This is a genomic window from Stenotrophomonas sp. TWI1151, from assembly GCF_039673135.1.
Lineage (GTDB): Bacteria > Pseudomonadota > Gammaproteobacteria > Xanthomonadales > Xanthomonadaceae > Stenotrophomonas.
In genome coordinates this window covers 1-23,906 of the sequence record NZ_JBDJLA010000012.1, presented here as the reverse complement: position 1 = coordinate 23,906, position 23,906 = coordinate 1, and the positions used below count along the sequence as shown (strand labels likewise).

General features: G+C 68.0%; 20 protein-coding genes. 13 read left to right on the top strand and 7 right to left on the bottom strand.

Annotated features, from left to right (window positions below; translation table 11 throughout):
* Positions 1–18 precede the first annotated feature (18 nt).
* Together ABE422_RS14170 and ABE422_RS14165 are read right to left on the bottom strand one after the other, a co-directional pair.
* Complete coding sequence (locus ABE422_RS14170) at positions 19–510, bottom strand: methylated-DNA--[protein]-cysteine S-methyltransferase (RefSeq protein WP_313210785.1); 492 nt, start codon at positions 508–510, stop codon at positions 19–21.
* Positions 507–1,973 (bottom strand): AlkA N-terminal domain-containing protein, encoded by a 1,467-nt coding sequence (locus ABE422_RS14165; RefSeq protein WP_346483192.1) that lies wholly within the window; start codon positions 1,971–1,973, stop codon positions 507–509. Before ABE422_RS14165 ends, ABE422_RS14170 begins: the two co-directional genes overlap by 4 nt.
* A 176-nt stretch (positions 1,974–2,149) precedes the next feature.
* On the opposite strand from ABE422_RS14165, the gene ABE422_RS14160 reads away from it, so the two are divergent.
* The 4 genes from ABE422_RS14160 (at position 2,150) to ubiM (ending at position 5,569) form a co-directional block, all read left to right on the top strand.
* Positions 2,150–3,292 carry a hypothetical protein gene (locus ABE422_RS14160; RefSeq protein WP_346466592.1) on the top strand — a complete coding sequence of 381 codons (1,143 nt, stop codon included), beginning with the start codon at positions 2,150–2,152 and terminating at the stop codon, positions 3,290–3,292.
* 61 nt (positions 3,293–3,353) lie between these two features.
* On the top strand, positions 3,354–3,899 hold the full coding sequence (locus ABE422_RS14155) for a DUF4019 domain-containing protein (RefSeq protein WP_313210791.1): 546 nt from the start codon (positions 3,354–3,356) through the stop codon (positions 3,897–3,899).
* Between the two features lie 18 nt (positions 3,900–3,917).
* A complete protein-coding gene (locus ABE422_RS14150) occupies positions 3,918–4,307 on the top strand; it encodes an MAPEG family protein (RefSeq protein ID WP_313210793.1) in 390 nt (129 codons plus the stop codon).
* An 89-nt stretch (positions 4,308–4,396) separates the two neighbouring features.
* Positions 4,397–5,569 carry a 5-demethoxyubiquinol-8 5-hydroxylase UbiM gene (gene ubiM / locus ABE422_RS14145; protein WP_313217693.1) on the top strand — a complete coding sequence of 391 codons (1,173 nt, stop codon included), beginning with the start codon at positions 4,397–4,399 and terminating at the stop codon, positions 5,567–5,569.
* 23 nt (positions 5,570–5,592) lie between these two features.
* Here ubiM and ABE422_RS14140 read toward each other — a convergent pair whose 3' ends face one another.
* A complete protein-coding gene (locus ABE422_RS14140; protein ID WP_019184435.1) occupies positions 5,593–5,823 on the bottom strand; it encodes an RNA-binding S4 domain-containing protein in 231 nt (76 codons plus the stop codon).
* A gap of 267 nt (positions 5,824–6,090) precedes the next feature.
* Between ABE422_RS14140 and ABE422_RS14135 the strand changes: the two genes are divergently transcribed.
* From ABE422_RS14135 to ABE422_RS14115, 5 genes are all read left to right on the top strand, one after another.
* Positions 6,091–8,040 carry a DEAD/DEAH box helicase gene (locus tag ABE422_RS14135; protein ID WP_346464416.1) on the top strand — a complete coding sequence of 650 codons (1,950 nt, stop codon included), beginning with the start codon at positions 6,091–6,093 and terminating at the stop codon, positions 8,038–8,040.
* A gap of 222 nt (positions 8,041–8,262) precedes the next feature.
* Positions 8,263–10,644 (top strand): EAL domain-containing protein, encoded by a 2,382-nt coding sequence (locus ABE422_RS14130; RefSeq protein WP_346483191.1) that lies wholly within the window; start codon positions 8,263–8,265, stop codon positions 10,642–10,644.
* Positions 10,645–10,745: 101 nt separating this feature from the next.
* The gene (locus ABE422_RS14125; RefSeq protein ID WP_346483190.1) at positions 10,746–12,380 is read left to right on the top strand and encodes a diguanylate cyclase; all 1,635 of its coding nucleotides are present in this window, start codon (positions 10,746–10,748) and stop codon (positions 12,378–12,380) included.
* 56 nt (positions 12,381–12,436) lie between these two features.
* Positions 12,437–13,159: a pseudouridine synthase gene (locus ABE422_RS14120; RefSeq protein ID WP_019184431.1), complete on the top strand. Its 723-nt coding sequence runs from the start codon at positions 12,437–12,439 to the stop codon at positions 13,157–13,159.
* Positions 13,160–13,227: 68 nt separating this feature from the next.
* A complete protein-coding gene (locus ABE422_RS14115) occupies positions 13,228–14,298 on the top strand; it encodes a sensor domain-containing diguanylate cyclase (RefSeq protein ID WP_313217701.1) in 1,071 nt (356 codons plus the stop codon).
* 52 nt (positions 14,299–14,350) lie between these two features.
* Here the strand turns inward: ABE422_RS14115 and ABE422_RS14110 are convergent, their stop codons facing one another.
* Complete coding sequence (locus ABE422_RS14110) at positions 14,351–15,298, bottom strand: DMT family transporter (protein WP_346483189.1); 948 nt, start codon at positions 15,296–15,298, stop codon at positions 14,351–14,353.
* A gap of 78 nt (positions 15,299–15,376) precedes the next feature.
* Here ABE422_RS14110 and ABE422_RS14105 point away from each other — a divergent pair, with 78 nt between their 5' ends.
* The gene (locus ABE422_RS14105) at positions 15,377–16,033 is read left to right on the top strand and encodes a Pr6Pr family membrane protein (protein ID WP_346483188.1); all 657 of its coding nucleotides are present in this window, start codon (positions 15,377–15,379) and stop codon (positions 16,031–16,033) included.
* Positions 16,034–16,037: 4 nt separating this feature from the next.
* Here the strand turns inward: ABE422_RS14105 and ABE422_RS14100 are convergent, their stop codons facing one another.
* Together ABE422_RS14100 and ABE422_RS14095 are read right to left on the bottom strand one after the other, a co-directional pair.
* A complete protein-coding gene (locus ABE422_RS14100) occupies positions 16,038–16,856 on the bottom strand; it encodes a DUF72 domain-containing protein (RefSeq protein WP_346483187.1) in 819 nt (272 codons plus the stop codon).
* Positions 16,853–17,293, bottom strand: a complete 441-nt coding sequence (locus tag ABE422_RS14095) for a VOC family protein (protein ID WP_346483186.1) — start codon at positions 17,291–17,293, stop codon at positions 16,853–16,855. The genes ABE422_RS14100 and ABE422_RS14095 overlap by 4 nt, the downstream gene beginning before the upstream one ends.
* Positions 17,294–17,404: 111 nt before the next feature.
* Here ABE422_RS14095 and ABE422_RS14090 point away from each other — a divergent pair, with 111 nt between their 5' ends.
* Both ABE422_RS14090 and smrA read left to right on the top strand, forming a co-directional pair.
* Complete coding sequence (locus ABE422_RS14090) at positions 17,405–18,982, top strand: serine hydrolase (protein ID WP_346483185.1); 1,578 nt, start codon at positions 17,405–17,407, stop codon at positions 18,980–18,982.
* An 89-nt stretch (positions 18,983–19,071) separates the two neighbouring features.
* Positions 19,072–20,904 carry a multidrug efflux ABC transporter SmrA gene (gene smrA, locus ABE422_RS14085; RefSeq protein WP_346483184.1) on the top strand — a complete coding sequence of 611 codons (1,833 nt, stop codon included), beginning with the start codon at positions 19,072–19,074 and terminating at the stop codon, positions 20,902–20,904.
* 195 nt (positions 20,905–21,099) lie between these two features.
* On the opposite strand, the gene ABE422_RS14080 is transcribed toward smrA, so the two are convergent.
* Positions 21,100–22,908: a DUF885 domain-containing protein gene (locus tag ABE422_RS14080; protein ID WP_313210819.1), complete on the bottom strand. Its 1,809-nt coding sequence runs from the start codon at positions 22,906–22,908 to the stop codon at positions 21,100–21,102.
* Positions 22,909–23,064: 156 nt separating this feature from the next.
* Here ABE422_RS14080 and ABE422_RS14075 point away from each other — a divergent pair, with 156 nt between their 5' ends.
* The gene (locus tag ABE422_RS14075) at positions 23,065–23,835 is read left to right on the top strand and encodes a DUF4349 domain-containing protein (RefSeq protein WP_313210880.1); all 771 of its coding nucleotides are present in this window, start codon (positions 23,065–23,067) and stop codon (positions 23,833–23,835) included.
* Positions 23,836–23,906 lie beyond the last annotated feature (71 nt).

Here is a 23,906-nt window from a genome sequence, read left to right as displayed (position 1 = left end):
CCCACGGCGCATGCCCTGTTACGCGAACAGCGAATCGCGCCGTGCTTCCAGTTGCAGCAGGGCAGCCTTGGTTTCCAGGCCGCCGCCGAATCCGGTGAGCGCACCACTGCTGCCGATCACGCGGTGGCAGGGCAGCACGATCGGCAGTGGATTGCGGCCATTGGCGGCACCGACCGCGCGGCTGGCGGTGGGGTGGTTGATGTGCCGCGCCAGTGCCACGTAACTCCAGGTCTGGCCGAACGGAATATCGGCCAGCGCCTTCCACACCCGCAGCTGGAACGGCGTGCCGTGAGGGGCAAGCGGGAGATCGAAGCGCACGCGCTCACCGCGCAGGTACTCCAGCAGTTGCCCACGTGCACCGCGCAACGCATGGGCATCGCGCTGCCAGTGCTCGCGCCCCTTCGCGTCGTAACGGTTGTTCTCGAACAGGATGTGGTGGATGCCCTGGCTGTCACCGGCCACGGTGAGCGCGCCGATCGGGCTGTCGAAGGTGTCGTAGAGCAGGGTCATGAGGTAACTCCCGAAGACGGTGAGGCCAGATGCCACAGATGCAGAACGGCGTAGGCACGCCACGGTCGCCACGGCTGCGAGCGGGCCTCGGTGGCGCGTTCGCTCAGTCGCGTATCACCACCGAGCACCTGCTGCAGCACCAGATCGCCGGCCGGGAACGCATCGGGCAGTGCCAGCGCACGCAGTGCCATGTAATGCGCGGTCCATGGGCCGATGCCGGGCAAGGCGACGCAGCGCGCCACGAAGCCGGCCAGCGACTGGCCGGCACGGAAATCGAGCCGGCCATCGACCACCGCCTGCGCAACCGCACGCACGGTGGCCGCGCGGGTACGCGGCAGCCCGATGGTTTCAAGCGGTGCCTGGGCCAGCGCTTCCGGCGAGGGGAACTGACGGTCCAGTCCTGCCGGCATACCTTCGAGGGTGGCGCCGAAGCGATCCACCACCCTGCGCGCCAGTGTGGCGGCGGCCGCCACGCTGACCTGTTGGCCGAGCACGGCGCGCACGGCCACTTCAAACCCATCCCAGCCCCCGGGTACGCGCAGCCCGGGGCGTTGCGCGATACCCGTCGCCAGCAATGGTTCCTGCGCGAGCGTGGCGTGCACCATGCGCAGGTCGGCATCGAGATCGAAGATGCGGCGTACGCGGCGCACGATGCCCGGAATCGCACGCGGATCGATCTGGCCCAGGTGCAGCAACAGCTCCGGGCGCCGTGGATCGGCGGTCACGCGCAGCAGTGAGGGGCGCTCGGACGGCCCGATCACGCGCTGGTAGCTGTCCGTGTCGATCTGCTCGATGCCGGGAATCGCACGGCGGCGCAGGAAACCGAGCATCGCGGTGAAATCCAGTGGCGGACGGTAGCCCAGGCGCAGGGTCAGCGCGCCCTCGGTCAGCGCACCGCGCTGGCGGCGGATCGCGGTCGGGGGCATGCCGCAGCCGTCCACAAAGGCCGCGTTGAAACGGCGCAGGCTGTTGTAGCCCGAGGCCATCGCGACATCGGTGACCGGCAATGCAGTTTCGGTGAGCAGTTGCTTGGCCAACAACAGCCGGCGGGTCGCGTGGATCTGCGCCGGCGCCGCACCGAGCCGGGCCACGAACAGGCGCTGCAGCTGGCGGGCGCTCAAGCCGACATGCGTGGCCAGATCGGCCACCGGCTGGTCCTGCAGATAGCCATCGTGAATCAGGGCGAGCGCGCGCTGCAGCGTTTCATTGTTGAGTGCGTCCTGCGCCTCGGGGGCCAACTCGGGGCGGCAGCGCAGGCAGGGGCGGAACCCGGCCGCTGCGGCGGCGGCAGCCGTGGGATAGTAAGTGACGTTGGACGGCTTCGGCGCCGGTGCCGGGCAGACCGGTCGGCAGTAGATGCCGGTACTGCGCACGGCAGTGAAGAACACCCCGTCAAAGCGCGCATCGCGGGCAAGGCGGGCGCTTTCGCAGGCGGCGTGGTCCAGGGGCAGGGCGGTCTCCATGGGGGCCAGTCTATGCCCGGTGAGCAGCGCTGGCTCGCCATTTTCGGACGCCAATGCCAGCCCCGGGTCGCCCGGTTCAGGACAGGTTGCCGCGCCGCGCCGGTCGCGCACTAGACTGTGCATCTGCGCTGGTTTTGCCGCGCATTCCCCCTCGCAAGGATTCCGGGTTGTCCATGTTGCTCAAGTCGTGGTGGTTGCCGTTGTTGTGCCTGGGTCTGGCCGGTTGCAGCCAGCTGGAAAACCCGGGCAATGTCACTGCCGCCGACAAGGCCGTGCGGGCACAGACCGCCGATGGCGACCACATGGTCTCGATCAACGCCGCCGATGCGCCGCCACCACCGCCGCCCGCGCCCAAGCGCGGTGACCTGAGCTGGCCGGAAGCAGCCCTGGAAAACGGCAAGGCGTGGATCAGCTGCGATACCGACTATGCCGGCGACGCGGGCGATGGTGCGCCGCTGGAGGCATTGGACAGGCCCAGTATCGATGCCGCCCTGCAGCCGTGCGCCGAACGTGGCCTGCTGCGCGTGCGCTATGTGGGCAAGATCAATCCCGGTTTCTCCGAGCTGGTCGCGCGGCTGGCCGTGGTCGCCGATGCCCAGCGTATTTCCCGCCGCATTCTGGATCTGGATTCGAGTGGTGGCCAGGTCGAAGCCGCCATCGTGGCGGGGGATCGCATTGGCGAATCCAACTGGACGATCTGGGTGCGCGAAGGCTCGGTCTGCCACAGCGCCTGCGTGTTCGTGCTGGCCGCCGGCGACAACCGGCTGGTATCGGGCAAGGTCGGCATCCACCGCATGATGCGGATCAGCTCCAAGGCCACCTCGCGCGCCGAGCTCAACCGCGAGCTCCACGAGGTCTACGACAACGTCAAGGATTACCTGCAGCGCAACGGCGTGGCCGTGGGCGTGGCGGATCTGATGATGACGGTGCCCAACCGCAGCCTGCGCCTGCTCACCGCCGAGGAGCTGCGTCAGTTCGGGCTGGATGGCACCAACGCGGTGCAGGATGACCTGGAACGGATCAAGCAGATGCGCAAATGCGGCGATGCGTTTGTCCGCCGCAAGGATGCGTTCCTGGTCGCTTTCGATCAGGAGTGCAAGCGCGAAGGCAGTGAACTGGAGGCCGTCAACAGCTGTGGCCAGGCACTGAAGCAGCGCTTCGGCTTCCCGGATGAGACCTGCCCGGACGAGAGCCCGCTGTCGGAGATCGATGTCTCCACGCTGCTGCCGGACACGACGGCACCGGGTCGGCCGGAGACGGTGGAGCAGACCCTCGGCGATGCTCGCCCCGCACCGCCCGAGGCGGCCGAACGCAACTGACGGAGGACTCACGTCCATCCCGTAGACTGGCAGGCAGTTCCTTCCAGCCAATGGTGTCCTGATGCGTGTTCCGCTGCTGCTGTTGTCCGCTCTGCTGCCTTTCGCCGCGCTGGCCCAGACGCCTCCGCCGCCGGCCACGCCTGCACCGGCCCCGGCGCGCCCCGCGCCCGCTGCCGCGCCGGCCGCCGCTCCTTCGGCACGCCCGGCACTCAGCCCGGCGCAGCAGGCGCAGGTACAGAAGCAGGATGCGGAGATGAGCGCGGCCGCACTGCAGGTCGCCCATCTGATCGATGCCAACCGTGCGGGCGAGGCCTGGAAAGGCGCCTCCGCCGTGGCGAAGAAATCGGTGACCGAGCAGGCCTTCGTCAGTCAGCTCACGGCCGATCGCCAGCGCCTGGGGGCCTTGGCCTCGCGCGGCCAGCCGGTGATCACCCGGGTCAAGTACGCCGCCGGCGCGACCGTCCCGGAGGGCCTGTACATCAACGTCAGTTTCCCCACGCGCTTTGCCAACAGTGCCCAACCGGTGCGCGAACTGGTCTCCTTCCGGTTCGATGAAGACCGCATCTGGCGACTGGCCGGTTACAGCGTGCGTGCCGCCACACCCTGATTGCCGGAGCCTGCACAGATGAGTATCGAGATCCAGATGCTGGTGTGGTCGATGCTGCTCGGCCTCGTGCACGTGTTTGCGCCTTCCACCCTGATCACCCGTGAGCGCGGGATCGGCTGGAATGCGTCGGCGCGCGATCAGCCGATGCCGGCGCCGAGTCCGCTGGCTGGCCGCCTGCAGCGGGCGCAGAGCAACTTCATGGAAACCTTCCCCTTCTTCGCCGCGGCGGTGCTGGCGGTGGTGCTGACCCAGCGCCAGGACGGGATGACGGCCGTGGCCGTGCAACTGTACTTCTGGGCACGACTGATCTATCTGCCGCTGTACGCCGCCGGCGTGCCGTATGTGCGCAGCCTGGTGTGGCTGGTATCGCTGCTGGGCATCGTGATGCTGCTGTGGGCGCTGCTGTGAACCCGCGCTGGCGCGCCTGATCCAGATCAAGGACGGCGCCGGCGCTGCGGCGTTAAGCTGCGATGGACACGTAACGGCAGGATGGGATCATGCAGTCAGTGGATGTGGTGGTGGTGGGCGCCGGCCCGACCGGGCTGTGCTTCGCGCGCGCGCTGGCCGATACCGGCCTGAGCGTCACCCTGATCGAACAGCAGCCGCGTGCCGCGTTGGCGCAGGCCGCGTTCGACGGCCGCGAAATCGCGCTGACCCATGCCTCCCGCCAGATCCTGGTATCGCTGGGCCTGTGGGCGCAGCTGGATCCCGCCGAGATTTCCCCACTGCGCGATGCCAAGGTGATGGACGGCGGATCGCCGTTCGCGCTGACCTTCGCCGCGGACCAGCGCACCGGTGACGACCTCGGTTGGCTGGTGCCCAACCATCTGATCCGCCGCGCCGCCTGGCAGAGCGTGCAGGGCCAGGCCGGTCTGGAGATCCTGGACCAGGCCAGCGTCACGGCCGTGAGCCCGGGTCCGGCCCACAGCGTGGTGACCCTGGCCGATGGCCGCCAGCTGGCCGCGCGGCTGGTGGTGGCTGCCGACAGCCGCTTCTCCTCCACCCGCCGCCTGCTGGGGATCGGCGCGCAGCTGCGTGACTTCGGCAAATCGATGCTGGTCTGCCGCATGCAGATCGAGGTGCCGCACCAGCACACCGCCTGGGAGTGGTTCGGCTATGGCCGCACCATGGCCCTGCTGCCGCTCAATGGCGACCAGGCCTCGGCCGTCATCACGCTGCCGCCGCGGCAGATCGCGGCCTTGATGGCCCAGGACGAGGCCGATTTCGGCCGCAGCCTCAGTGGCTTTTTCGAGCATCGGCTGGGCGCGATGCGGCCGGTGGCCACGCCGGTGGCCTATCCCCTCGTGGGGGTGTATGCCAACGCGTTCGCCGGCGATCGCTGTGCGTTGATCGGCGATGCCGCTGTCGGCATGCATCCGGTCACCGCGCATGGCTTCAATCTGGGGTTGCAGAGCCAGCATCGCCTGGCCGGGCGCCTGCGCAAGGCCGCCGGGCAGGGACGCGACATCGCCGCACCCGCCGGGCTGGCCGCTTACGAGCGCGGGCACCGGCTGGCCTCGCGGCCGCTTTACGAGGCGACCAATGCGATCGCTTCGCTGTACACCGATGACCGTCTGCCGGCGCGGCTGCTGCGCCGGGCCGGACTGCGGCTGGCGCACGGGGTGGCCCCGTTCCGCCAGCTGATCGCGGCCCACCTCACCGGTAGGTGATGACCGTTGGTCGTCACACAGGGTCAGGGCGCGTCGCTGTCGGCGATCACGTGAATGACGGTGTCGGCGAACTGCACCTGCTGGCCCGCGCGGATCTTGCATGCCTTGCGCAGCTCGACCTCGCCGTCGACCAGGACCTGGCCGTCGCCGATCACGGTCTTGGCCTCGCCGCCGCTGGTGACCAGGTCGGCCAGCTTGAGCAGCTGCTTGAGCTCGACGTAGTCGCGGTCCAGTTCAAATTCGAGGGTCTGCATGGAGCGGGTATCCTGGGAAGAGGCGCGGACGTGGGACCGGGCCGTGAAAGGGCGCGTATTGTGCGCCAGCAGGCGGCGCAACGGCATCCATCCTGGAATCTGTATACGGTGTTCAGGAACGATGCGGTATCATCGCCCCCTGAGTGAGTGAATTCTCCTCCGACCGAGCAGCGCCAGGGCACGCGATAAGAAAGGGCGCCCAAAGCGCGGACCATCCCCCTTTTTTATCTCACTGCCTTCCAAAACGGCGGTGTTTCGGAGTTTCCCATGTCCCAAGAATCCCCCGCGCCGCTGCTGTTCGCAGATCTCGGCCTGTCCGACGCTGTGATGCAGGCCGTCGCCACTGTCGGTTACGAAACCCCGTCGCCGATCCAGGCCGCCACCATTCCGGCCATGCTGGAAGGCCGTGACGTGCTCGGCCAGGCCCAGACCGGTACCGGCAAGACCGCCGCCTTCGCGCTGCCGGTGCTGTCCAACCTCGATTTCAACCAGACCAAGCCGCAGGTGCTGGTGCTGGCGCCGACCCGCGAACTGGCCATCCAGGTCGCCGAGGCGTTCCAGACCTATTCCTCCGGCATTCCCGGCTTCCGCGTGCTGCCGGTGTACGGCGGCCAGCCCTATGGCCAGCAGTTGTCGGCCCTGCGCCGTGGCGTGCACGTCATCGTCGGCACCCCGGGCCGCGTGATCGATCATCTCGAGCGCGGCACCCTGGACCTGTCCGAGCTGAAGACGCTGGTGCTGGACGAAGCCGATGAAATGCTGCGCATGGGCTTCATCGACGACGTCGAAGCCGTGCTGAAGAAGCTGCCGGAGACCCGTCAGGTCGCCCTGTTCTCGGCCACCATGCCGTCGCAGATCCGCCGCATCGCGCAGACCTACCTGAAGAACCCGGCCGAAGTGACCATCGTCAGCAAGACGACCACCTCGGCCAACATCCGCCAGCGTTACTGGTGGGTGAGCGGCATGCACAAGCTGGACGCGCTGACCCGCATCCTGGAAGTGGAACCGTTCGACGCGATGATCATCTTCTCGCGTACCAAGGCAGCCACCGAAGAGCTGGCCGAGAAGCTGCAGGCACGCGGCCTGGCCGCGGCCGCCATCAACGGCGACATGCAGCAGGCCCAGCGCGAGCGCACCATCGGCATGCTGAAGGAAGGCAAGCTGGACATCCTGGTCGCCACCGACGTGGCCGCCCGTGGTCTGGACGTGGAGCGCATCAGCCACGTGCTGAACTACGACATCCCGTACGACACCGAAAGCTACGTGCACCGCATCGGCCGTACCGGCCGTGCCGGCCGCACCGGTGATGCGATCCTGTTCGCCACCCCGCGCGAAAAGGGCATGCTGCGGGCCATCGAGCGCGCCACCCGCCAGCCGATCGAAGAGATGCAGCTGCCGAGCGTGGACGCGGTCAACGACACCCGCATCACCAAGTTCATGAGCCGCATCAGCGATGTGCTCGATGCCGGTGGCACCGAGTTCTACCGCGACCTGCTGCAGCGCCTGGAAGGCGAGAAGAACGTGCCGGCGATCGAGATCGCCGCGGCGCTGGCCAAGCTGCTGCAGGGTGATTCGCCGTTCCTGCTGACCCCGCCGGTCCGTGGTGCCCGTGAAGAGCGTGCCCCGCATCAGCGCAACGAGCGCAGCAACGACCGTGGCGAGCGTCCGGCCCGTTTCGAGCCGCGCTTCGAGCGTGGTCCGCGCCGTGAAGACGACCGTGGCCCGCGTCCGCCGCGTCCGGAAGGCGACTTCGGCAACAGCGAAGGCGGCGTCGAGCGCGCCCCGCGCCGTGACATCGCCCCGCGCGGTGCCGCCGAGCCGGGCATGGAAACCTTCCGTATCGAAGTGGGCCACGTCCACGGCGTGAAGCCGGGCAACATCGTCGGCGCGATCGCCAACGAAGCCGGCCTGGAAAGCCGTTTCATCGGCCGCATCGACATCCACGACGACTTCTCGGTGCTGGACCTGCCGGCCGAAATGCCGCAGGACCTGCTGACCCACCTGAAGAAGGTGTGGGTCTCGGGCCAGCAGCTTCAGATGCGCAAGGTCGAGCCGGGTGAAGACCTGACCCCGTCGGCGCGTCCGGCCTTCAAGCCGAAGTTCGGTGGCAAGCCGCGTGGTCCGGGCGGTCCGGGTGGCCCGCGCAGCGGCCCGGGCGGCAACGACCGCCCGCCGCGTCGTGACGGCTTCAAGCCGCGCGGTCCGCGCAACTTCTGATCGCCCCAGGGTGATCAACGCGACGCCAGCCTCCGGGCTGGCGTCGTCGTATCCGGCCTCCGCGTCCCGGTCGACCGGTTTCGCACCGTCTCAACAGTGCTGGCCCTAGCCTGCGGATTGGACCATGCTCCAATGGAATGAGTTTCCACATCCGCAGCCCCGGGGGGATCGGCGATGTCTGGAGGTCGCAGGGAGAGTGGCAGGACCGCGATACCGTGTTCGATGCGGGGCCTGACCCTGCGCTTCGTGTTGTTGACCGGCATGGCCATCGGCCTGGTCGGGATTTCCGCGTTGATCCAGGAGCTGCAGGCGGCCTCCACGGCGTGGATCATGGGCCAGAGCCACTGGTCGCGTGGCCAGCAGCAGGCCACTCACGCGCTGTCGCGGTACATCGCCTCGGGGGATGCTGTTGACCTGGGCGCAACCCGGCAGGCGCTGCGGGTGCCGCTGGGCGATCTCACCGCCCGCCGTGCCCTCGAGCAGGCCGCCCCGGACATCGCCGCAGCACGCCAGGGCTTCATTGAGGGCGGCAACGCCCGTGGCGACATCAACCGTTTGATTCTCTCGTATCGCTACCTGCGCGATCAGCCGTATTTCCGCGATGCGGTACGGCTGTGGCGCGACACCGATGACGATCTGCTGCAACTGGTGGCCATCACCGACCGGGTCCAGGCCGGGCATGCCGCCGGCACACTGACACCGGCGGCGCAGCAGGCCCTGCTGCGCCGGGTGCAGGCGCTGGATGTGGGGATGCAGAACCAGGCGCGTGCGTTCTCCAGCGCGTTGCTGCACACCGCGGCGATGGTGCGCATGACGACCTTCATCGTCGGCGGGCTGTCGGTGCTGGCGATCACCCTGGTCGCCGTGCTGCTGGCGCGGCGCGTGCGCAATGACCTGACCGAACAGGAGAGCCGCTTCCGGGCCGCGTTCTACCAGGCCACGGTGGGCATGCTCAAGCTGGATGAGGACGGCGGCATCATGGAGGCCAACCAGGCAATGGCCGATATCCTCGGCCAACGCCGCGAAGCGCTGCTCAGTCTGTCGCTGGCCGATCTGCTGGTGGAGGGCGAGCTGGTCCTGGACGAGCACGGCCGGATCGACTGGCCGCGGCAGCTGCGCCCCGGTGAGCTGCGCTTCCTGCGTGCCGACGGCAACCTGATGTGGGGGCGCTGGAGCGGTACCGTGGTGCACACCCGGGCGCGGGCGCCGGCGGTGTTCGCGCTGGTGGAAGATGTTTCGCAGAACCATGCCCTGGCACGCGAGGTGGAGCACCACGCCAGTCACGACCCGCTGACCGGGCTGATCAACCGCCGCGAGATCGAGCGGCTGCTCGAACAGGCGCTGGTGGCGGTACGGGCCGCGGGCGGCACCCACTCGCTGTGCTACATCGATCTGGACTACTTCAAGCTGGTCAACGACGGGCTCGGCCATGCTGCTGGCGATCAGCTGCTGCGCAGCTTCGCCGATTACCTGGTGGGGGCGGTGCGCGATGGCGACTGGGTCGGCCGCCTGGGTGGCGACGAGTTCGCCTTGTTCCTGGCCAATGCCGGGCAGGATGAAGCCAAGCAGGTGCTGCAGCGGGTGGTGCGCACGCTTGGCCAGGTCAGCATCCAGCAGGGCGACGGCGCACCCCGGGTGAGCTGCAGCATCGGGGTCGTTGAGATCAGCCCGGATGCGCCGGATGTGAACTGGTTGATGAGCGCCGCCGATAGTGCCTGCTACGCGGCCAAGGAAGCCGGTCGCAACCGGGTGCACTGCTACAACGAGAGCCGCATGGCACTGGATGAGCGGCGGCGCGAAGCGGAGCGGTTGGCCCATGTTTCCAGCGCGATGGCCGAGAACCGCATGCTGTTGTATGCCCAGCGTATCGAGCGGGTCGGCGATCCGGAGTTCCTGCATTACGAAGTGCTGGTGCGCATGCGCAGCCCGGAAGGCGCGTTGCAGGGGCCGGCCGAGTTCATGGGCGCGGTGGAGCGATACGGCATGGGCATGGCACTGGACCGGCATGTGCTGTCGCTGCTGTTCCGGCACCTGCAGGTGTGCCCGAGCCATGTGCAGCAGCTGGGCCTGTGCAACGTCAACGTGTCCGCGCAGTCGATCGCCGAGCCGAGCTTCCTGGCCTTCGTCACCGATCTGCTTGAACGCAACCGCGGCCTGGCGCGCAAGCTGTGCTTTGAAATCACCGAGACCGCGGCGGTCAGCAACCTGGACCAGGCGCGCGCCTTCATCGATGCGGTGAAAGCGCGTGGCTGCCGCATGGCGCTGGACGATTTCGGCTCGGGGCTGTCCTCGTTCGGCTACCTGCGGCAACTGCCGGCGGACATGCTCAAGATCGACGGCGTGTTCGTGCGCGACATGAACCTGGATCCGGTCAACCGCGCCGCGGTGCGCGCGATCACCGAGGTCGGCCGCGAGCTGCACATGATGGTGGTGGCCGAATGGGTGGAATCGGCGGTGGTCGCCGATCAGCTGGCGCAGATGGGCGTGGAGGGCCTGCAGGGGTATGCGATCGAACGGCCGATTCCGCTGGAGCGGATGACCCAGCTGGCGATACGGCCGGTGGGCGCGGGGCGGCCCTCCGAGGCCTGGCGGGGCGCGCCATGATGCGATAATCCTCGCCGACGACAGCGGACACGGTGTGCGCGGGCGATCACGGGCGGGCAGGGCGCAGTGTGAGCAACGGGGGCGGGTATTCAATCGGGTGGATGGCGCTTGCGCTGGTGCTGCTGTGGCTGTTGCCCTGGAGCCTGCAGGCGGCCCCGCGCGTGGGGCAGGATTTCCTGTTGCTGGGCGGGGCGACCGATGCGGTCACCCCCCAGCGCGCGTGCACCCCGGATGTGCTGGCACGCCACCAGGAAGTGCTGTCCATCCCGGCCCCGGCCGCCGGCTGGTCGGGCAAGCCCCAGGCCGTGGATGTGTTCGGCGTGCTCACCGGCGAGGTCCGCATCAGCCACGGTGACCGCGAGATCTGCGGCAGCATGCACGATGCGCGTACCCGTGATTCGCGTTTCCGTGCAGGGGTCGGGCTGGTGGTGGTGCCCGAGGCCGGCAACCATGAGCCGATCGTGGTCTCCTGGACACGCCCGCTCAAGCCGCGCTGGGTGCCGACCATCCAGTTGGGGGCCCCGAGCCCGGTGCAGCAGAACGATACGGCACGGCTGCTGATGCGCGCCGCCTGCATCGCGGTGGCGATCGCGCTGGCACTGTCGGCAATGATGGGGTGGGTCACCACCCGCGACCGCTCGTTCCTGGTGTATGTCGGCGCGTGCGGGGTGTTCGTGCTGTGGCAGGCGGTGCTGGGGGGCTTGAGCGGCTATCCCGAGCCGTGGCTGCCCGTGCACGAACACGCCTCGTGGTGGCTGGTCGCGCTGAGCGCGTTCAGCGAAGCGCTGCTGCTGCCCATCCTGTGGCGACTGAACGGCGGCGATCGCCGCTGGCCGCGCTCCCGCCCGGCCCAGCATGCGGTGCTATGGGGACTGGTGGCCATGGGGCTGACCGTGCCTTTGTGGGGGCCGGACGGCCTGGCCGTGGTGTCCGAGCTGCTGGAGTGGGTCTTCCTCACGGGCTGCACGCTGTGTCTCGGCGCAGGCCTGTGGGGGCTGTGGCAGCGCGATGCGCATGCACTGCCGGGGCTGGCCGCGCTGGCCCCCTGGTGGATCATGATCGGGGCCGATGCGCTGGATGCGCAATGGCTGGTAGCGTACCGGATCGAAGCGTTGCAGCTGTCGGCGACCTGGTTCCTGATGATGGCCGCCTATGCACTGAACCTGCGGCTGGGCCGGCTGCGCCGCCAGCGCGATGAAATGCGCCAGCTCGCCGATACCGACATGCTGACCGGCCTGCCCAATCGCCGCGCCGGCCTGCGCCTGCTCGCCGAATACCTGGAACGGGCACGCCAGGAACCGCATGCACTGGCAATCGGCTTCCTGGATATCGATCTGTTCAAGAACATCAACGATCAGTTCGGCCACGACGTCGGCGATCAGGTCCTGGTCGCGGTGGCGCGCGCGCTGCGCGGCTCGGTGCGCAATCACGACGATGTGATCCGGATGGGCGGCGAAGAATTCCTGGTGCTGTTGCCCGGCGCCGGCCATGCCGCCGCCGTGGCGCGGTTGGAGACGGTGCGCCAGCAGGTGGCCGCAGTCACCCAGACACTCGGCATTCCCGGCCTGACGGTCTCGGCCAGCATCGGCCTGGCCGTGCTCAAGCCGGGCAGCGACGACCTGGCCGGGCTGCTGCGCCGGGCCGACCACGCCATGTATTGCGCCAAGCGCAACGGTCGCAACCAGATCCATGACGGCGAGCGCACCACGACCGCCGGCGATCCGCTGCCGGCCTGAACCGCCGGCACGCGGAAAAACGCAGCAGCGACCGCCTTTTGCCCGATAATGGGCCGATGACAACCCGACTCAACAAGCATATCGCCGACACCGGCTTCTGTTCCCGGCGCGAAGCCGACCGCCTGATCGGCGAACGCCGCGTCACCGTCAATGGCCATCCGGCCGGTACCGGTGCGGTGGTGGGCGAACAGGACGTGGTGCTGGTCGACGGCCAGCCGCTGCGCGCGCGCGAAGCGAAGAAGGCCGGCGGCCGCAAGCACGTCTATATCGCGCTGAACAAGCCGGTGGGCATCACCTGCACCACCGAAAGTTCGGTCAAGGGCAACATCGTGGAGTTCGTCGGCCACGAGCAGCGCATCTTCCCGATCGGCCGCCTGGACAAGGATTCCGAAGGCCTGATCCTGCTGACCAGCAACGGCAACATCGTCAACCAGATCCTGCGCGCCGAGAACGGGCACCAGAAGGAATACATGGTCGCGGTCAACAAGGCCGTCACCGATGAGTTCCTGCGTGGCATGGCCCGCGGCGTGCGCATCCGCGATGAGGTCACGCTGCCGTGCCGGACCAGCAAGCTGGCCAAGTTCGGGTTCCGGATCACGCTGCAGCAGGGCTTGAACCGGCAGATCCGCCTGATGGCGGCCGCGTTCGGCTTCCGGGTCACCCAGCTGCGCCGCGTGCGCATCGACAACATCAAACTCGGTGCGCTCAAGCCGGGGCAGTGGCGCAATCTCACCGATGCCGAGCTCAAAGGCCTGCTGCCCAAACAGCTGGACTGGTGATGCTGTGCGTCACGCCGTGACACCGTACCCGGGCTAGACTGATCCGGCACACGCCACCGCCTGCCACGATGATCAAGCCGTCCAAGCCGGACAACGAAGCACAGCGCCTGCTGGCGCTGCAGCGGTATCAGATCCTGGATACGCCGCGCGAGCGGTCCTTCGATGATCTGGTCACGATCGCCACCGCGCTGTGCGGCACCCACATGGGCGCGGTGACCCTGGTCGACCAGGAGCGCCAGTGGTTCAAGGCGCGGCAGCTGCTGGACGCACCGGAAACCAGCCGGGACATCTCCTTCTGCGGTCACGCCATCCTGCAGCCGGACCAGGTGATGGTGGTCGAGGATGCGCGAACCGACCCACGCTTTTTCGACAACCCGGTCGTGGTCGATGAGCCGCATATCCGTTTTTATGCGGGCGCGCCGCTGCTGAGCAGTGACGGCCTGCCCCTGGGCACGCTGTGCGTGTTCGATGCCGCCCCCGGGCAGCTCAGCCCCGGCCAGCGCGATGCCCTGTCGGCGCTGTCGCGGCAGGTTTCGCTGGTGATGGAGCTGCGCCGGTATGCGCATGAAATACAGCAGCACATGACCGATCGCGCCTGGTACGAGCAGCGCCTGGCCGAGTACAACGAACTGCTGGAACAGCAGAACGCCGACCTGGCCGAACAGAGCCGCACCGACCCGCTCACCGGCCTGCCCAACCGCCGCGCGATGAGCACCGCGCTGGAGGCGGCGGTGGTGGATGCCGATGGTCACCCGCGCGCGACCGCTGTGGCGCTGCTCGACATCGACCACTTCAAGACCGTCAACGATCTGTACGGTCATGCCACCGGCGATCACGTGCTGGCCGAACTGGCCCGGCTGCTGCGCGCGCATTTCGCCGGGCATGGCCTGGCGGCGCGCTATGGCGGCGAAGAGTTCGTGGTGCTGATGCCCGACACGCCGTTGGCCACGGCAGAGCTGCAGTGCGATTTCCTGCGCATGGCGGTAGCCGATCTGCCGCTGGGCCTGCCGTTGACGATCAGCATCGGGGTGGCCGCGCACCGCCACGGCGATGCGATCGAGCAGACCCTGGCCCGCGCCGATGCGGCGCTGTACCGGGCCAAGGGCGAGGGGCGCAACCGGGTCATCCGCGCCGACTGAGGCGCACGGGCCGTATCCGCGGCAGGTACAGGGTGTTGGCCGGTACGCCCGCTCAATCGGCGATGTTGCGTGCCTCGGACGTCGCCAGGAGTTCCGGGTGCTGCACCTTCCGGCGGCGGTCGAGCAGCGGGTGCAGGAACACCGCCCCCACGATGATCGCCACGCCGGCATAGAACAGCGGGGTCAGCTCCCGTTGCTCGCTGAGCAGCACCATCGCCAGCAGAATCGCGTAGACCGGCTCAAGATTGGTCACCAGCTGCGAGGTGTAGGCGCTGATGTGGCGCAGGGCGACCAGCGCGAGCGCGAACGGCAGCAGCGTGCACAGCCCGGCCAGGGCCAACAGCAGCAGGCCGTCGTGCAGGTCCGGGATCACCCACAGGTCGCTGGCCAGGGCCGGCAGCAGGAAGGGCAGTACCGGCGCCAGCAGGGTCAGCGTCAGCGTGCCCGCACCGAGTTCCAGCGCGGTCACGGTGAGCGGGTCGGCATGACTGACCAGGCGCTTGTTGAGTGAGCCGAAGATCGCCACCAGCAGCGCCGAGAGCGCGCCGATCAGGACGCCCAGGCGCATGCCATCGGGCACGCCGCCCACCACCAGCGCGACGCCCGGCAGGACCAGGATCCCGAAGGCCAGCTCACGGAACTGGAAGGGGCGCTTGGCCACCCAGGGTTCGATCACCGCGGTGAACACCGGCGCCAGCGCGATGCAGGTCGCCGCCACCGAGGCATTGGCCAGCTTCACCGCGCCATAGAACGTGAGCCAGTGCAGCGCGACCAGCGCGCCCACACCGCAGTAACCGGCGACCAGCCGCGGGGACAGCTGGCGCAGCCCGCGCCACACGCGCGGCACCAGGGCCAGCATCGCCACCACCAGCAACATGCGCCACCACACCAGCGGCAGCGCGGGCAGGGTGATCAGCTTGCCAAGGATGGCGGTGACGCCCCACAGCAGCACACAGAAATGGATTTGCAGCAGGGCTCTGCGGGTATCGGTCATCGGCATCCGTCTATTGTGCGACAAGCCGCGCCGCGAAGGATGCCCTCCACGCGATCCCGCGCGGGGTCATGGCATTCTGCGGCGATGACGCGCCTGCCCATCGCCCCTGTCTCCGCCGGACTGCCGCACGCCCTGCGTGCCCTGGCCGGCCTCACCGCCGCGGTCGCCGTGGTGGTACTGCTGCTGCAGTACCACCTGCTGCTGCGCACGCCCGGCCTGGGGGCTGCGGACGCGACGCTGCGCTACCTGGGCTACTTCACCATCCTGAGCAACATCGGCGTCGCCGCGGTCTGCCTGGCACTGGCCCGGGGCCGCCGTGAAGGGCTGGCCGGCCCGGTCCCGCGCGCGGCGGTGGCGCTGTTCATCGGCATCACCGGGTTGATCTACGTGATCATCCTGCGTCCGCTGTGGCACCCGCAGGGCGCGCAATGGTGGGCCGATGCCGGCCTGCATTACGCGGTGCCCGTGCTGTATCTGCTTGGCTGGCTGGCCGGGCCGCATGGCGGCCTGCATCGGCGTGGGTTGCTCAGCACACTGGCGTTGCCGACGGTCTACCTCGGCTGGGCCCTGCTGGTCGGGCGGCTCAGTGGGCAGTACCCGTATCCCTTCCTGGACCTGGGCGCGCTGGGCATCGCGCTGGTTGCGCGCAATGCGCTGTCCGTGGCGGTGGTGTTCGTCGTGTGCGGTGCGCTGCTGTGGTGGCTGGATGGTGCCTTGGCGGCGCGCCGCCGGAACCGCTAACCCATCAGCTGCCGCCAAGCAGCTGCAGCTGGTCGCGCAGCGCCATCGCCGCGCCGGGATTGCGCTGTTTGGCCGCACCGATGAACAGCATATACACCTCGCGCGGTGGCTGCGCGGGGCGTTCGGCGCAAAGGTGGGGAAGGTCCGGATTGTCTTCGCCGCGGGCCCAGCGCATCGCACGCAGGCACCATTGCTCCATGGCCCTGGCCGGGTAGCCGGCGCGCAGGTTGGCGCGCGAGCGCATCAGCCGCGCATAGATGAACCCCGCGGTCGGGTCGGCAAAGCTGGGGTACTCATCCGAGCCACTGAATACCAGCGCTGCACCGTGGGCGCGGGCAGCGGCCAACAGCGCCGGCGTCCATGCGGCGGGATTGCGTACCTCCAGTGCATGCTGCAGAAGCCGACCGTCGATCTTGCGCGGGAGCATGCCCAGGAACTGCTCGAATTCGTCCGCACCGGCGGGATGGCTGTCGCCGAACTGCCAGATCAGCGGTCCCAGCCGGTCCTCCAGCACGCTGATGCCCTCGATGAAGCGCTCGGCGCGTTCACCAACGGTGGTCAGGTCATGGGTCTGGGTGATCGTGCGCGGCGCCTTGGCCGAGAAGCGGAAGCCCGCTGGCGTCTGCTCGCGCCACTGCGCGTAGATGGCCGGCTTCTGCGCACGGTAGAACGTGCTGTTGATCTCGATGCAGCCCAGCTGTTGGCTGGCGTAGGCCAGTTCTTCGCGTTGCGGCAGCCCGGCCGGATAGAACGTGCCGCCGCGCCATGCCGGGAAGACCCAGCCGCCGATGCCGGTGCGGATGGTGCCAGGCGGTGTGCTCATGCGCCGCCCGCATGGTCGGCCCACGGGTCGTAGCTGCCGAACCACCACAGGTAACCTTCCAGATCGCGGCAGGCATAGCCGCGGCCGCCATACGGTTGGTCGGCGATGTCCATGACGATCTGCGCGCCCGCGGCGACGGCGCGCGCATGGTGCGCATCCGGATCGGCCACGATCACGCAGGCGCTCTGGGTCTGCCGACCGCCGACCTCGTCCGGGTGGACGCTGTAGCGGCCCCACTCGCTGGCGTTGTCGACCGAGCCGAGCATGATCATGCCGTGGCCATACACCAGCTGGGCACGGTGGACGATATCGCCCTCGGCATACACCGCCTGTTTCTGGAAGCCGAACGCGCGCTGCAGCCACGCCATCGCGGCGTGTGCATCGCGGTAGCGCAGGCAGGGAATGATCGTGGCGGTGGTCTCGGCGGGCGCGGTCATGGCGGGCCTCCTTCTGGCACAGGCGAGCCTGATCCGGGCCGCGTTACCATCGTGCGAAACCGGGGCATCGACACCCTCGACGCCCCCGCCACACGCAACCGGAGACACTGCTTGAACACATCCTGGATCGGAGGCGCCGTGCTGCTCGCATGCGCACCCTTGGCATCGGCCGCCGTGCCGGCCGAACTGCAGCGGCTGGACGCCACCATCGAACGCGCCCGCGCCGAGTTCGACATCCCCGGCATCGCCGTGGCGGTGGTCAAGGATGGCAAGGTAGTGATGGAGCGCGGCTACGGGGTGCGCGAGCTGGGCAAGCCGGATCCGGTCCAGGCCGATACGCTGTTCGCGATCGCGTCCAACACCAAGGCGTTCACCGCCACCGCGCTGAATCTGCTGGCCGAGCAGGGCAAGCTGAAGATGGAGGATCGCGTGATCGATCATCTGCCCGGCTTCCGCATGTCCGATCCGTACGTCACCGGCGAAATGCGCATCCGCGATCTGCTCTCGCACCGCAGTGGCCTGAGCCTGGGCGCGGGCGACCTGCTGTTCTGGCCGACCACCTCCTACAGCAACAAGGAGGTGGTGCAGCGGCTGGGCAAGGTGCCGCTGAAGGCCGGTTTCCGTGATCGCTATGCCTACGACAACATTCTCTACGCGGTCGCCCAGCAGGTGATCGAACAGGTGTCCGGGCAGACCTATGCGGACTTCCTGCAGCAGCACATCTTCACCCCGGTGGGCATGCAAGGCACCCGCTACAACGCCGATCATCTGCAGCCCGGCGACAACGCCGCGGTCGGTCACGCCAAGTACGATTTCAGCCAGCTGCGCACCGTCGCGCCGCTGACCTGGTCCAACAATGCCGGCGCCGGCGGCATTTATTCCAGCGTGCACGACATGGCGCGCTGGATGAACGTGCAGCTGGCCCACGGCATGCTGGAGAACGGGCAGCCACTGTTCACCGCCAAGACCCAGCAGGCGATGTGGCAGATGATTACGCCTCAGGTCGTGCCCGAACCGAGCGTGCCGCAGCTGGCGGCCGCACGGCCGAACTTCGCCGGCTATGGCGAAGGCTGGAGCCTGAGCGACTACCGCGGCCAGAAGCTGGTCTGGCATACCGGCGGCTGGCCGGGGATGGTGTCGCGCGTGACCCTGGTGCCGGAGCACAAGCTGGGCATCGTGGTGCTCACCAACCAGGAAGTCGGCGCGGCCTTCAATGCCATCACGATGGAAGCGCTGGATGCCTATCTGCAGGCCCCGGCCACCGACTGGGTCGCCGCGTATGCCGCTGCCGTTGCCAAGTCACAGGAGAAGGCAGACGAAAGCTGGGCCAAGCACCAGGCCGCACGTGATGCGAGATCCAAGCTGTCGCTGCCACTGGCGCGCTACGCAGGGGGCTACCGCGACGCATGGTACGGCGATGTATTCGTTGAGCAGCAGGGCGGCAAGCTGCGCCTGCGCTTCGGCAAGACCGCGCAGTTGATCGGCACGCTGGAGCATTGGCAGCACGATACCTTCCTGGTGCGCTGGGACGACCGGTCACTCAATGCCGACGCCTTCGTGAATTTCAGTCTGGATCCGGACGGCAACGTCCGTGAGGTCCGCATGCAGGCGGCGTCCTCGCTGACCGATTTCAGTTTCGATTTCCAGGACCTGCTGCTGACACCGATCGCGCCCGAGGCCAAGGGCTGAACCCCGTCGCCGGCGTGTGATGGAGGTGAGAGTAAAAGGACAGGCCGCGGTGGGATAATCGCGGCCTGTTTTGTTTTTGGTGCACTGCGATGTTCCGCTGGTTCGAATCGCTGATTCCGGTTTTCCCGCCGATCGATGCGCGCATGCCACCGCGCAAGGTGGTGCCGTTCTATATCCACTATCTGCGCCCGGTGTGGCCGGTGCTGCTGGCCACGTTGATCGCCGGCCTGCTGTTGGCGCTGGTCGAAGTGGCGATGTTCGATTTCCTTGGCCGCATCGTGGACATGGTCGCCGAGCAGCCCGGCAGCGATTTCTTTGCGCGGCATGCCAACACGCTGATGTGGATGGCCGGCATCACCCTGATCGCGCGCCCGCTGCTGGTGTCGTTGCACAGCCTGCTGGTGAACCAGGCGATCGTACCGGGGCTGAGCAACCGCTCGCGCTGGTTGATGCACAACTATGTGGTGCGGCAGAGCCTGAGCTTCTTCCAGAACGATTTCGCCGGCAGCATGGCCAATCGGGTCATGCAGACGGGTACGTCGCTGCGTGAATCGGCCGTGCAGATGGTCGATTCGCTCTGGTACATCATCGTCTACACCGGCACCGCGCTGTACCTGTTCGCGCAGGCGGACTGGCGGCTGATGATTCCGTTGGGGCTGTGGATGGCCGGCTACGCGGTGATCATGTGGTACTTCGTGCCGCGGGCCAAAGAGCGCGCGTGGATCGCCTCCGAAGCACGCTCCAAAGCGATGGGCCGCATTGTGGATGGCTACACCAACGTGCCCACGCTGAAGCTGTTCGCCCATGGCGGGCGCGAGCAGGCCTACGTGGCCGAGGCGATCGACGAACTGGCCACCAAGCACCGTGGCCAGACCCGGGTCACCACCGGGCTGGAAGTCACCATCGCCATCGTCAACGGCTTCCTGATCGTGGGCACCTGCGGCCTGGCGCTGTGGCTGTGGAACGGCGGCCACATCACCGTCGGCGCAATCACCCTGGCCACCGGCCTGGTGATCCGCATCCACAACATGTCCGGCTGGATCATGTGGACCATCAACGGCATCTTCGAAGATATCGGCACGGTGCAGGACGGCATCACCACCATCTCCCAGCCGCTGACCGTGCAGGACCGTATCGACGCCGTGCCGTTGGTGGTCAGCCAGGGCGCCGTGCATTTCGATCACATCCATTTCCATTACGGCAAACGCGGGGGCGTGATCGCCGGGTTGGACCTGCAGGTGAAACCCGGTGAGAAGATCGGCCTGGTGGGTCCCTCGGGTGCCGGCAAGTCGACCCTGGTCAACGTGCTGCTGCGACTGTACGACCTGGAGAGCGGGCAGATCCGCATCGACGGCCAGGACATCGCGGGTGTCACCCAGGAGAGCCTGCGCCGGCAGATCGGCGTGGTCACCCAGGATACCTCGCTGCTGCACCGCTCGATCCGCGACAACCTGCTGTACGGGCGTCCGGATGCAACCGAGGCGCAGCTGCATGCCGCCGTGGCCAAGGCACGCGCCTCGGCCTTCATCGATACGCTGGTCGATGGGGAAGGGCGCCGTGCTTACGACGCGCACGTCGGCGAGCGCGGGGTGAAACTGTCCGGCGGCCAGCGCCAGCGCATCGCGATCGCGCGGGTGCTGCTCAAGGACGCCCCGATCCTGGTGCTGGACGAAGCAACGTCGGCGCTGGATTCGGAAGTGGAAGCGGCGATCCAGGACAACCTGGACGAGTTGATGACCGGCAAGACGGTGATCGCGATCGCGCACCGCCTGTCCACCATCGCGCGCATGGACCGGCTGGTGGTGATGGATCAGGGCCGCATCGCGGAGACCGGCACGCACGCCGAGCTGATCGCGGCGGGCGGGTTGTATGCGCGGCTGTGGGCGCGGCAGACCGGGGGCTTCGTCGCCGCCGATGCCTAACCGGTGCCGACGCTGCCGGGGGGTAGAGCCGACTGTCAGTCGGCTGCTCCCCGCGTAGAGCCGGGTTCTACCCGGCTGGTCCTGCTGTTGCGTGGCGCAGGCAGCCGGGTAGAACCCGGCTCTACGAAACCCCACATAAAAAAGCGGCCCGGTTCGCACCGGGCCGTTGCCTGTCTGACGAGGAACCAGGCGGGTTTACTCGATCGGCTGGTCCAGCATCAGCTGGCGCGCGAAGCGCACCGGCGGGGCGCCGTAGGACAGCATCTGGTCGTGGTAGGCCTTCAGGTTGAACTTCGCGCCCTGCTTGTCCTGCACGGCCTTGCGGGTATCGAAGTGTTCCTGCGCACCGACGAAGTAGGTCGGCAGCTGCGCGGAGGTCAGCTGCGCACGCACCCACTTGCCCGAGGCTTCGCTTTCCTGCTGGAAGGCATCGTGGGTCATCAGGTGCATCGCCTGCTCACGCGTCCAGTTGTCCACGTGCACGCCCTGATCCAGGATCGCGTTGGAGATGGTGCGCAGGTAGAACTTCAGCTGCACCAGGTGGAACAGCGGATCGTTGTCCAGGTAACCCTGCTCCTGCATCATCCGCTCGGTGTAGACCGCCCAGCCTTCGGCGAACAGGCCCGAACGCAGCACCGCGCGCAGCGTGGAGGGGAACTTGCCCGAGTGCCAGCCTTCCAGGTAATGCCCCGGGGTGCCTTCGTGGATGCTCAGCAGGTGGATCATGCGGCTGTTGTATTCGCGCAGGAACGAATCGACCTGCTTGTCCGTCCAGTCGTCCGGGATCGGCGAGACCGCGTAGAAGGTCTTCAGGTTCTTGTCGAGCGGGCCCGGCGAGTCGCAATAGGCCACGGCCACGCCACGCTGGAATTCCGGCATCAGGATGATGTCGACCGGCGAATCGGGCAGGGTCATCAGGTCATGCTTGCGCACGAACTCGGTGGACTGCTCCAGCGCGGCCTTGGCGTCGTCAACCACCTTGTCGCGGGCCGGCTTGTCGGCATAGGCCAGCTCCAGCGCGGCTTCGATGGCGGCCTGCTGCTGCTCATCGCTCGGGTTGGCCGGCAGCGCCGGCGCGCCCGGCTTGTCCTTGAGCACGGTCTGCGCGATGCCGTACATGTCCTGGCGCACACGCTTGAGCTCGGCACGCGCGCGCTCGCCGATCTCGGCGCGCGAGAGCGAGGAGTTCAGCGCGAACTTCAGCTTCTGGTCGTACAGGTCCGCACCGATGCGGAAGTCCCCCTTGGCGTTCGGCACCAGGGTCTTGTCCAGCCAGGTCTGCTGCTCGTCGACAGCCTTCTTCAAGCCCTCGATCGCGGCCTGCAGGCGCTTCTGGTCCTCGGCCGGCAGCTCACCGATGTGCGGGGTGATGAAGGTATCGACGATGCTCAGGATGCCGCGGTTCTGTTTGGCCACGGTTTCAGCATGGATCTTCGGAACGCGGGCCGGGTCCAGGTTCTCGCGGGCCTGGGCGAAGATCTGCGGCAGCTTCTCCATGCGCGCGGTCGCCGACTTCAGGCGGTCGGGCAGCGGGGCGAACTCACGCGCCATCAGGCCGTAGAGCGCGCTGCCGGCCATGCCGTTGTACATCTGCGGGTCCCACTTGGGCGACTGCAGCACTTCCGCGGTCCAGACCTCGGACTGCAGCTGGTTGCGCAGGATCGCCGCATCCACCTGGTTCTCGCGCGAGAGCTTGCTGACGTCGATCTTGTCCAGATCGCCCAGCAGTGCCTTGTATGCGGTCAGCACCTTCTGCTGGCCGGCCGCGCTCAGGTCGTCGATCTCGCTGTCGTAGCGGTGGTCGCCGATCTGCGTGGCGCTGATCGGGGACAGCTGCATCCAGGTGTCGAGGGCGCGCTTGGACAGATCGGCGAAGGCCGCATCGACCGCGGCATCGCCAGCCGGGATGGCCGCTTCGGTGCCGGTGGTGGGCGTCGGGGAGTCGGCCTGCTGGCAGCCACCAAGGGCGGCGATCAGGGCGAGGGCAAGCAGATGCTGGCGCATCGGTGTTCCTGTACTGGGGACAATCCCCGAGCATAGGGCCGATGGCCGCCGTTGTCCCCGTGCCATTGGATTACCATGCGCCGTGAAGATCACCGCTTTTGATGGAGCTGCACTGTGACCGAGTGGAAAGGACGGGCCCGCGCCGGGCTGGCAGGGATGCTGTTGTTGGTCCTGGTGGCCTGTGGCCGCAGCGGGCCGAACTACGCCGCCGATGCGGCCGCCGGGGCCGTGGCGTCCCCCGAGGGCGCGTTCCTGGCGTATGAACACGACATCCGCATCCAGCTGGATGCCAAGCGCATCAGTGAGCGGGTCAAGGCCGTGTCCGCGGCCTGCCAGAGCAACCGGTTCGGGGACTGTGCCGTGCTGCAGGTAGGCGAGGAAGGCGGTGAAACCCGCTCCGGCTCCATCCGCGTGCGCATCGCGCCCAAGGGCGTGGAACCGATCATCGCCCTGGCTGGTGAAGGCGGCGATGTGGCCTCGCGCAACACGCATGCCGAAGATCTGGCCCAGCAGGTGGCCGATACCGCGCTGACCCAGACGCGGTTGCAGAAAGAACACGCGCAGCTGCAGGCGTATCAGCAGCGCAGTGACATGAAGGTGGCCGACCTGTTGGCGGTCTCGCAGCGCATGGCGGAGATCGAGGCGGGGCTGGAGCAGGCCAACAAGGACGCGGCACAGCAACGCCGGCGGATCGACACCCAGCTGGTGACGATGCACTTCGAAGGCCCGGCCGGGCAGCGCAGCCGCAGCGAAATCGGCAAGGCGTTCAGTGAGTTCGGGGCGATCTTCACCACCAGCATCGCCTTCGTGATCCGCGCGATCGCCGCCTTGGTGCCGGTCGGCGTGGTGGTCTGGGCGGTCGGTGCCGTGGTCGTGGCGCTGTGGCGCCGTCGCAAGCGGCGCAAGGCCGCGGCGGCCGCACGCTGACCAGACCGGTCGTGGGGGGGGGGGGGGGGGGGGGGCCGAGGCCGCGCCGACCCCAGGCGACCCCGGGCTAA

Coding starts and splice junctions, on each gene's coding strand:
- ABE422_RS14140 (WP_019184435.1), bottom strand. CDS start 5,823: ATGCAGACCCTCGAATTTGAACTGGACCGCGACTACGTCGAGCTCAAG.
- ABE422_RS14075 (WP_313210880.1), top strand. CDS start 23,065: ATGCTGTTGTTGGTCCTGGTGGCCTGTGGCCGCAGCGGGCCGAACTAC.
- ABE422_RS14165 (WP_346483192.1), bottom strand. CDS start 1,973: ATGGAGACCGCCCTGCCCCTGGACCACGCCGCCTGCGAAAGCGCCCGC.
- ABE422_RS14155 (WP_313210791.1), top strand. CDS start 3,354: ATGCGTGTTCCGCTGCTGCTGTTGTCCGCTCTGCTGCCTTTCGCCGCG.
- ABE422_RS14105 (WP_346483188.1), top strand. CDS start 15,377: ATGACGCGCCTGCCCATCGCCCCTGTCTCCGCCGGACTGCCGCACGCC.
- ABE422_RS14100 (WP_346483187.1), bottom strand. CDS start 16,856: ATGAGCACACCGCCTGGCACCATCCGCACCGGCATCGGCGGCTGGGTC.
- ABE422_RS14125 (WP_346483190.1), top strand. CDS start 10,746: ATGGCGCTTGCGCTGGTGCTGCTGTGGCTGTTGCCCTGGAGCCTGCAG.
- ABE422_RS14135 (WP_346464416.1), top strand. CDS start 6,091: ATGTCCCAAGAATCCCCCGCGCCGCTGCTGTTCGCAGATCTCGGCCTG.
- smrA (WP_346483184.1), top strand. CDS start 19,072: ATGTTCCGCTGGTTCGAATCGCTGATTCCGGTTTTCCCGCCGATCGAT.
- ABE422_RS14150 (WP_313210793.1), top strand. CDS start 3,918: ATGAGTATCGAGATCCAGATGCTGGTGTGGTCGATGCTGCTCGGCCTC.
- ABE422_RS14170 (WP_313210785.1), bottom strand. CDS start 510: ATGACCCTGCTCTACGACACCTTCGACAGCCCGATCGGCGCGCTCACC.
- ABE422_RS14120 (WP_019184431.1), top strand. CDS start 12,437: ATGACAACCCGACTCAACAAGCATATCGCCGACACCGGCTTCTGTTCC.
- ABE422_RS14080 (WP_313210819.1), bottom strand. CDS start 22,908: ATGCGCCAGCATCTGCTTGCCCTCGCCCTGATCGCCGCCCTTGGTGGC.
- ABE422_RS14095 (WP_346483186.1), bottom strand. CDS start 17,293: ATGACCGCGCCCGCCGAGACCACCGCCACGATCATTCCCTGCCTGCGC.
- ABE422_RS14130 (WP_346483191.1), top strand. CDS start 8,263: ATGCGGGGCCTGACCCTGCGCTTCGTGTTGTTGACCGGCATGGCCATC.
- ubiM (WP_313217693.1), top strand. CDS start 4,397: ATGCAGTCAGTGGATGTGGTGGTGGTGGGCGCCGGCCCGACCGGGCTG.
- ABE422_RS14115 (WP_313217701.1), top strand. CDS start 13,228: ATGATCAAGCCGTCCAAGCCGGACAACGAAGCACAGCGCCTGCTGGCG.
- ABE422_RS14110 (WP_346483189.1), bottom strand. CDS start 15,298: ATGCCGATGACCGATACCCGCAGAGCCCTGCTGCAAATCCATTTCTGT.